The organism is Thiohalocapsa sp. (assembly GCF_022340605.1).
Taxonomy (GTDB): domain Bacteria; phylum Pseudomonadota; class Gammaproteobacteria; order Chromatiales; family Chromatiaceae; genus Thiohalocapsa.
In genome coordinates this window covers 1-8,722 of sequence record NZ_JAJDNQ010000096.1, presented here as the reverse complement: position 1 = coordinate 8,722, position 8,722 = coordinate 1, and the positions used below count along the sequence as shown (strand labels likewise).

General features: G+C 67.4%; 6 protein-coding genes and 1 pseudogene. 3 read left to right on the top strand and 4 right to left on the bottom strand.

Going from position 1 to position 8,722, the window contains the following annotated elements; all coding sequences use genetic code 11:
* Window positions 1-352 precede the first annotated feature (352 nt).
* From LJE69_RS13085 to LJE69_RS13075, 3 genes are all read right to left on the bottom strand, one after another.
* Window positions 353-1,093 (bottom strand): glutathione peroxidase, encoded by a 741-nt coding sequence (locus tag LJE69_RS13085; protein WP_296925728.1) that lies wholly within the window; start codon window positions 1,091-1,093, stop codon window positions 353-355.
* 306 nt (window positions 1,094-1,399) lie between these two features.
* Window positions 1,400-1,573, bottom strand: a complete 174-nt coding sequence (locus LJE69_RS13080) for a hypothetical protein (RefSeq protein WP_296925726.1) — start codon at window positions 1,571-1,573, stop codon at window positions 1,400-1,402.
* A 301-nt stretch (window positions 1,574-1,874) separates the two neighbouring features.
* Complete coding sequence (locus LJE69_RS13075) at window positions 1,875-3,509, bottom strand: alpha-D-glucose phosphate-specific phosphoglucomutase (RefSeq protein ID WP_296925725.1); 1,635 nt, start codon at window positions 3,507-3,509, stop codon at window positions 1,875-1,877.
* A 147-nt stretch (window positions 3,510-3,656) separates the two neighbouring features.
* On the opposite strand from LJE69_RS13075, the gene htpG reads away from it, so the two are divergent.
* Window positions 3,657-5,618: a molecular chaperone HtpG gene (gene htpG, locus LJE69_RS13070; protein WP_296925722.1), complete on the top strand. Its 1,962-nt coding sequence runs from the start codon at window positions 3,657-3,659 to the stop codon at window positions 5,616-5,618.
* A 299-nt stretch (window positions 5,619-5,917) separates the two neighbouring features.
* Here the strand turns inward: htpG and LJE69_RS13065 are convergent, their stop codons facing one another.
* Complete coding sequence (locus LJE69_RS13065; protein ID WP_296925721.1) at window positions 5,918-6,469, bottom strand: Uma2 family endonuclease; 552 nt, start codon at window positions 6,467-6,469, stop codon at window positions 5,918-5,920.
* Window positions 6,470-6,615: 146 nt separating this feature from the next.
* Between LJE69_RS13065 and LJE69_RS13060 the strand changes: the two genes are divergently transcribed.
* Together LJE69_RS13060 and LJE69_RS13055 are read left to right on the top strand one after the other, a co-directional pair.
* The gene (locus LJE69_RS13060) at window positions 6,616-8,166 is read left to right on the top strand and encodes a 2-isopropylmalate synthase (RefSeq protein WP_296925719.1); all 1,551 of its coding nucleotides are present in this window, start codon (window positions 6,616-6,618) and stop codon (window positions 8,164-8,166) included.
* Between the two features lie 317 nt (window positions 8,167-8,483).
* Window positions 8,484-8,722: pseudogene (locus LJE69_RS13055) on the top strand (hypothetical protein); the annotation flags it as partial.

The window sequence follows — 8,722 nt, the reverse complement described above, 5'->3', positions numbered from 1 at the left end:
CTGCCGCAAGGGCAGGCCCTCGTGCAACGGTACGCAAGTCCCGAGACCGTCTCGGGTCGCCGTCGCTGTCGTGGTCGCAACCGAGCGGATATTCGATGACGACGCCGATTATGAGAACGACAACGAGCCGTCGCTCATGAGCTCGTCCGCCGCCGTGGGAGCGCCGTCCTCGGCGCGACGGGCGTCGAATTGCGGCGGGGACGCCGCTCGCGCGGGGCCATGGCGGGAAAAGAAAAGCGCTGAGGTCGTCAGCGCTTTCCGTGCGGGGCGAGTCGCCCCCCGCAAGTCAGGGCGGGGTTGCGCTCGGCCGCCGCGACGCCCCGACTTGGCGCCGGGGCCGGCGGTCAGAGGCTTAGGCGTTGCGCGTCGCGAGCCAGCGCTCGAGGTCGTCCGAACCGCCGATCTTCTCGCCGTTGACGAACACCTGCGGCACCGTTGTGGCGCCGGCGACGGCGCGCAGGGTCTCCTCGGTATAGTCGCGATTCAGCACCAACTCCTCGAACTGCATGCCCGCATCCTTGAGCATGGTCTTGGCCTTGGCACAGAACGGACAGCCGGAGCGGGTGAAGACGGTGACGTCGGCCGGCTTCGGCGCGTCCGGGGCGATGTAGGCGAGCATGGTGTCCGCGTCGGAGACGTGGAAGGGGTCGCCCGGCTCCTCCGGCTCGATGAACATCTTCTCGATCACGCCGTCCTTCACCAGCATCGAGTAGCGCCAGGAGCGCTTGCCGAAGCCGAGGTCGTCCTTGTCCACCAACAGGCCCATGCCGGCCGTGAACTCGGCGTTGCCGTCCGGGATGAAGGTCAGGTTGCCGGCGTTCTCATCCTCCTGCCAGGCATTCATGACGAAGGCGTCGTTGACGGACATGCAGATGATGTCGTCTACACCCTGCGCCTTGAAGGCCGGGGCGAGTTGATTGAAGCGCGGCACGTGGGTGGAGGAGCAGGTGGGCGTGAAGGCCCCGGGCAACGAGAAGACGATCACCGTCTTGCCCTTGAACAGCTCGTCGGTGGTCACGTCCACCCACTCGTGACCCTGACGGGTGCGGAAGGTGACCTGCGGGACGGGTTGACCGGTACGATCTTGCAACATGGTTAATGCTCCGATGGGTTGAGAATCTTGCATCGGCCGCGGCGGCTTGCCGCGGCGGCGGGGCAGATGATGCGGGCTCGCCGGCCATCTGCAAAATGGATTGATCAAATGGTAATGATCGTTAGCGCCGATTATTTGGCCGCAACCCTATCGGCATCCCCAATCAGCGCCCAACTGCCCCGGGGGCGCCCGGCTTGGTGGGGCATCAGCGGGTGGGAACAACAAAGCCCCACCGGCACGCCGGTGGGGCTCGGTTCGTTCAGTTCGGGCGGCGATGGCGCCGCCGGGGCTTGATCGCGGCGGTGTTCAGCCGAGCGGCTGCGCCGGCGTCATCACGGCCGCGCTGCCGCTGTCGTCGCCCTTCTTGTCCTTGCCACAGGACGAGCCGTCGCCGGCGAAGGTACTGCCGGCAGCGAACAGCAGGGCGAGAAGAAGGGCGACAATAAGGGTCGGGGCGAGGGTCGGGATGGACTTGATCATGATGGCGCACCTGTAGGTCTAAGCGGTTGGACAGACGCTGGACAGCGGCACCAGCGGCCACGGACAAACAGTTACGTCGACGATCGCGGATAACAACGCCACGAAAAGTGCGGCTTATGACCCCAACCCCGTTTCAGCCGCCACGTCGGGCCTCCTAGCGTCGGCCCGACCTACGCGCGCCGCCGGTAACCACGGCGGGCCGTAGGTCGGGTTACGCTGCGCTAACCCGACCTACACTTTCACGGTCTCGAAGCGTCTGCTGCCACTGGTGGCAGGAACGTCGCGGACGCGCGCGAGGGTCTCAGGTGATCACGTCCGGCTCGCGCCGGCCGGTGCGCGCCTCGATCTGCGCCAGCTCGCGGGCGGTGACGATGAGCGGTGCCAGCGCCTCCTGTACCGGCTGGTCGTGGCGCGCCGGGTCCGGCTCGAAGCGCTCGATGTAGACCCTGAGTGTCGCGCCCTGGGTGCCGGTGCCGGAGAGCCGGAAGACGATGCGCGAGCCGCCCTCGAAACCGACCCGCACGCCTTGGTGGTCGGCGACGCTGCCGTCGACGGGGTCGGTGTAGCTGAAGTCGTCGGCATAGGTGACGGTGAGCTCGCCGAGGCGCTTGCCGGGCAGGTCCGGCAACAGGATGCGCAGGTGATCCATGAGCTGCTCGGCGGCGCCGGCGTCCACCGCCTCGTAGTCGTGGCGGGTGTAGTAGTTGCGACCGAAGCGCTGCCAGTGCTCGCGCACGATGTCCCCCACCGACTGCTTCCGCACCGCCAGCAGGTTGAGCCAGTACAGCACCGCCCACAGGCCGTCCTTCTCGCGCACGTGGTCGGAGCCGGTGCCGAAGCTCTCCTCGCCGCACAGGGTGATCCTGCGGGCATCCAGCAGGTTGCCGAAGAATTTCCAGCCCGTGGGCGTCTCATAGCACTCCACGCCGAGCTCCTCGGCCACGCGGTCGGCGGCCTGGCTGGTGGGCATGGAGCGGGCGACGCCGGCGATGCCGGCCTTGTAGCCGGGTGCGAGGTGGGCGTTGGCGGCGAGCACCGCGAGGCTATCACTGGGGGTGACGAAGAAGTCCTTGCCCAGGATCATGTTGCGGTCGCCGTCACCGTCCGAGGCCGCGCCGAAGTCGAGCCCGTTGAGGCCCTGGGTCAGGACCACCAGGTCGTGCGCGTGCACCAGGTTCGGGTCCGGATGTCCGCCGCCGAAGTCGGGCAGCGGCGTGCCGTTCATGACCGTGCCGGGCTCGGCACCGAGGCGGTTCTCCAGGATCTCCTTGGCGTAGGGGCCGGTGACGGCATGCATGGCGTCGAAGCGCATGCGGAAGCCGCCGGAGTTGAAGAGCTGGTGGATGGCGTTGAAGTCGAACAGGCGCTCCATCAGCGCCGCGTAGTCCGCCACCGGGTCCACCACCTGCACCTGCATCTCGTCCAGCGCCGTCTCGCCGACGGCATCCAGGTCCACGGGCGCCGAGTCGCTGATCAGGTAGCGGTCGATGGTCTTGGTGCGCTCGAAGATGGCGTTGGTGACGCCTTCGGGCGCCGGGCCGCCGGCGTCGATGTTGAACTTGATGCCGAAATCCTCGTCCGGGCCGCCGGGGTTGTGGCTCGCGGACAGGACGATGCCGCCCTGCGCCTTGTATTTGCGGATAATGCAGGACGCCGCCGGCGTTGAGAAAATGCCGCCGCGGCCCACCATCACCTTGGCCACGCCGTTGGCGGCGGCCATGCGCAGGATGACCTGGATGGCCTCGCGGTTGTAGAAGCGACCGTCGCCGCCCACCACCAGGGTGCCGCCCGTAAGTCCGCGCTGGGTGTCGAAGATCGCCTGGACGAAGTTTTCCAGGTAATGCGGCTGCTGGAAGACCTTGACCTTCTTGCGCAGACCGGACGTACCCGGCTTCTGCCCCTCGAACGGCGTGGTGCTGACTTGCGTGGTTGCCATCCCGATTCCCCTTGATTTCGCGCAGGTATGCCTACATGGACTGCGGCGCCGTCAGCGCCCCCGAATCGTACGATTCTAAGCCATCAGCACCCAACGACCATCGGGCGTTTGCGCGACCCACCGAAAGCAAGCACAGGCACGAGACCCATGACTGTCGAAGCCCATAAGGAAACCCTCGAATTCAAGGCCGAGGTGAGCCAGGTCCTGGACCTGGTCATCAGCTCGCTCTACTCCAACAAGGAGATCTTCCTGCGGGAACTGATCTCCAACGCCTCCGACGCCGCGGAAAAGCTGCGCTTCGAGTCCCTCACCGACGAGGAACTGCTCGAAGAGGAGCCCAACCTGCGCGTGCGCGTGCTGCTGGACAAGGACGCCGGCACCATCACCGTCTCCGACAACGGCATCGGACTCAGCCGCCAGGAGGCCATCGACACCGTCGGCAGCATCGCCAGCTCCGGCACCCGGCAGTTCGCCGAGGCGCTCATGGCCGCCCGCGGCGAGGCGGACAGTGCCGAGGCGAAAGGCGGCGAGGCCGGCGGCGACGCCCTCATCGGCCGCTTCGGCGTCGGCTTCTACTCCGCCTACATCGTCGCCGACAAGGTGACGCTGCTCTCCCGCCGCGCCGGCCTCACGTCCGAGCATGGCGTGCGCTGGGAGTCCGACGGCCGCGGCAGCTATACCCTGGAGACAGTGGAGAAGCCGACGCGTGGCACCGACGTCATCCTGCACCTGAAGGAAGACGAGAAGGAGTTCCTCGACGCCTGGCGGCTGCGGAGCATCATCGGCAAGTTCTCCGACCACATCGCGATCCCCGTCGAGATGGCCAAGGAGGAGTTGGGCGATGAGGACGACGAGGAAAAGCAAGCGGACAAGGCGCCCGAGTTCGAGCAGGTCAACAAGGGCACCGCGCTCTGGATGCGCAGCAAGTCCGAGCTCTCGGACGACGACTACAAGGGCTTCTACAAGCACATCTCCCACGACTTCGAGGAGCCGCTGGCCTGGGTGCACAACCGCGTCGAGGGCACCAACGAGTACACCGCGCTCTTGTACCTGCCCAAGCGCGCGCCCTGGGACCTCTGGGACCGCGAGCAAAAGCACGGCGTCAAGCTGTACGTGAAGCGCGTCTTCATCATGGACGAGGCGGACAAGCTGCTGCCGCATTGGCTGCGGTTCGTGAAGGGCGTCGTGGACTCCGACGACCTGCCGCTCAACGTCTCCCGCGAGATCCTGCAGCACAACCGCAAGATCGACACCATCCGCGGCGCCAACGTCAAGCGCGTGCTGGGGCTGCTGGAGTCGCTGGCGAAGGACGAGCCCGAGCAGTACCAGACCTTCTGGGACGAGTTCGGCCGCGTGCTGAAGGAAGGCCCCGCCGAGGACTTCCAGAACCGCGAGCGCATCGGCGGGCTGATGCGCTTCGCCAGCACCCACAACGACGACGACACCCAGAGCGTCGCCCTGGACGCCTACATCGAGCGCATGAAGGAGGGCCAGAAGGACATCTACTACATCACCGCGGACAGCCCCGCCGCCGCCCGCCACAGCCCGCACCTGGAGGTGTTCCGCAAGAAGGGCGTCGAGGTGCTGCTGCTCTCCGACCGCGTCGACGAGTGGCTGGTGAGTCACCTGCACGAGTACAAGGGGAAGCACCTGCAATCCGTCACCAAGGGCAAGCTCGACCTCGGCGACCTCGCCGACAAGGAAGACCAGGAGAAGGCCGAGCAGGCCGAGAAGGAGCACGAAGACCTGCTCAAGCGCCTCAAGGACTCCCTCGGCGAGCGCGTGCAGGAAGTCCGCGTCTCCACCCGCCTGGTGGACTCACCCGCCTGCATCGTCGTCGGCGAGCACGACATGAGCGCCAACCTCGCCCGCGTGCTCAAGGCCGTCGGTCAGGACGCGCCGGACATGAAGCCGACCCTGGAGGTCAACCTGGACCACCCGCTGGTGAAGCGCCTGGAGGCCGAGAGCAATCAGTCCAAGTTCGATGATCTCGGCATGATCCTGTTCGACCAGGCCCAGCTCGCGGAAGGCGGCCAGCTCGACGACCCGGCGGCGTTTGTCGGCCGCCTCAACAAGCTCATGATGAACATGTTCATGAGCGGCGCCTGACGGCGCGCCGGCTCCCCGCCGGCCCCTGGGACCGCCGACTTACAGTCGGCTCCTGGGACCGCCGACTTGCAGTCGGCTCTTCCCGGGACCGCCGACTTGCAGTCGGCTCTTCCTGGGGCCGCCGACTTGCGGTCGGCTCTTCCTGGGACCGCCGACTTGCAGTCGGCCGCGCCCGCCGCGGGCTCGATGCCCGCGGCGGGCGCTCTGCCGCGGCCAAATGAAGGCACCGTTGCTCGATCGCCGCTACGCCGCCGGCGGCGCGCCGAGTGCAACTCGGCGCCCCGACGGCGACCGAACGTTCAGCCCCCGTCGCCCAGTATGTAGCCGAGATCCAGCTCCACCGCCTCGAACGGCGGAATCCGCGCCTTCGGCTCGTCGAACAGCATCCGCACCACCCGATACCCATCGCCCTCCAGCGCATAGGCGATCAGCGCCCGATCCTCGGGCCAGATGAGCCAGTAGTAGGGCACGCGGTGGCGCTGCAACAGCGCGAACAGCTTGAGCGTGTCCTTGCGCTCGTGACCGGGCGAGACGATCTCGCAGACCCAGTCCGGCGCCATGTCGATGACGCCGCTGGGCCGCTCAGGCATGCGTTCCTTGCGCCAGCCGGCGATATCATGGCTGGGGCACTGGTGCAGCTCGTAGCTGACGCTCACCTCGGTGATGATCCACCACCCGCCGGGGCCTGACGTCTTGTCGAACGGGCCGAGCTCGATGGTGGCCCGACTCTGGACCACGCCGTGGTCCGATCGTGCCATCGGCCGCTTGACGATCTCGCCATCGATCAGCTCGACGCGCTCCTCGGGCCAGGCCAGCAGGTCGTCCAGGGTCTTGAGCTTGAGTGCTTCCATTTGTCTCTTGCGTCGTGTCGATGCGCTTCGCCGCATGTTAGTACAGGGCGCCGGACCCAACTGCCGGTATGGCAGCCAAACCAGATCGTGTTACAACTCCCCGGCCTTTGGAAGTCCGCGCGACGAGAACCGACACCGAGAACGCCATGACCACTGCCGACCAACTCATCATCTTCGACACCACGCTGCGCGACGGCGAGCAGAGCCCCGGCGCGTCCATGACGAAGGACGAGAAGCTGCGCATCGCCCGCGCGCTGGAGAAGCTCAGGGTCGATGTCATCGAGGCGGGCTTCCCCATCGCCAGCCATGGCGACTTCGAGGCCGTCAAGGCCGTCGCCGAGACCATCAAGGACAGCACCATCTGCGGCCTCGCCCGGGCGTTGGAGAAAGACATCGTCTGCGCCGGCGAGGCGCTGAAGGCCGCCAACAGCGGCCGCATCCACACCTTCATCGCCACCAGCCCCATCCACATGGAAAAGAAGCTCCGCATGAGCCCGGAGCAGGTGCTGGAGCAGGCGGTCTGGGCGGTGCGCAAGGCGCGCGACTACTGCGACGACGTGGAGTTCTCGCCGGAGGACGCCGGGCGCTCCGAGATCGACTTCCTGTGCCGGGTGCTGGAGGCCGTCATCGACGCCGGCGCGCGCACCCTGAACATCCCGGACACCGTCGGCTACGCCATGCCGCACCAGTTCGGCAACCTCATCGCGCAACTGCGCGAGCGCATCCCGAACGCCGACAAGGCGGTGTTCTCGGTGCACTGCCACAACGACTTGGGTCTCGCCGTCGCCAACTCGCTGGCGGCCGTGCGCAACGGGGCACGGCAGGTGGAGTGCACTATCAACGGCCTCGGCGAGCGTGCCGGCAACGCGGCGCTGGAAGAGGTGGCCATGGCCGTGCGCACCCGCCAGGACCTGTTCGGCTGCGACACGCGGCTCGACACCACCCAGATCGTCGCCTGCTCCAGGCTTGTGTCGGGCATTACCGGCTTCCCGGTGCAGCCCAACAAGGCCATCGTCGGCGCCAACGCCTTTGCGCACGAGTCCGGCATCCACCAGGACGGCGTGCTCAAGCACCGCGAAACCTACGAGATCATGCGCGCGCAGGACGTCGGCTGGACGCAGAACCGCATGGTGCTGGGCAAGCACTCCGGCCGCAACGCCTTCCGCGTGCGCTTGCAGGAGCTCGGCATCGCCCTCGACAGCGAGGAGGAGCTCAACGCCGCCTTCAGCCGCTTCAAGGACCTGGCGGACAAGAAGCACGAGATCTTCGACGAGGACTTGCAGGCGCTGGTGACCGATGCGACGCTCGACGCCTCCAACGAGCGCGTCAAGCTGCTGTCGCTTCGCGTCTGCTCCGAGACCGGCGAGACCCCGCATGCCGAGGTGGTGCTGAGCGTGGACGGCGCCGAGCGCCGCGGCAGTGACGGCGGCAGCGGGCCGGTGGACGCCACCTTCCGCGCCATCGAGTCCATCATCAATAGCGGCACCACGCTCAAGCTGTATTCGGTGAACGCCATCACCAGCGGCACCGACGCCCAGGGCGAGGTCACGGTGCGGCTGGAGCAGGGCGGGCACATCGTCAACGGCGCCGGTGCCGACACCGACATCGTCATCGCCTCCGCCAAGGCGTACCTCAACGCCATCAACAAGATCACCCAGCCGCGGGAACGGGCGCATCCGCAGATTGGGGATGTTTGAGGTTGAGTGCGGAGTGCGGAGTGCGGAGTGCGAGGTGCGAAGCACGGGGCGTGCGTCGCGGACCGCCGACTGCCGTGGGAGCGGCGTCCCCGCCGCGATTCCGCCCCGGAGTCCGGCGTTGATCACCATCCCGGCCAAGCGTGCGGTTCTGGCTCCCACGCTCCAGCGTGGAGCAGGGGCGGACGCTCTGCGTCCCATGTTCTGGCCGAAACGATGTTCAAGACCCGGAGTCCAAAGCGCCGAGCCACATGTGGAGCGTCTGAGTTGGGGAAAGTGACTCCTCGCCATCCCCTGCGTGGTTGCGCGCCGACGGGCCAATGAACGAAGCACGAAGGCTGCAATACCTGGAGGCCATGGGCATCGATGTCTGGCGGCCGCGTGCCGCCGGCGTCGCCCCGGTGCCGTTGCCCGCGGCGGCCGAGCGGCTCCCAGCCACGGAACAGGCAGCCGCCGCCGAGCGGACAATGGCGGCGGAGCGGCCGACGCCCGAGGTTGCCGCGGCCAGGCCGGAGCCGGCGCTGCCGGAGCAGGCCGCCCCGGCGCAACAGCCGCCGCC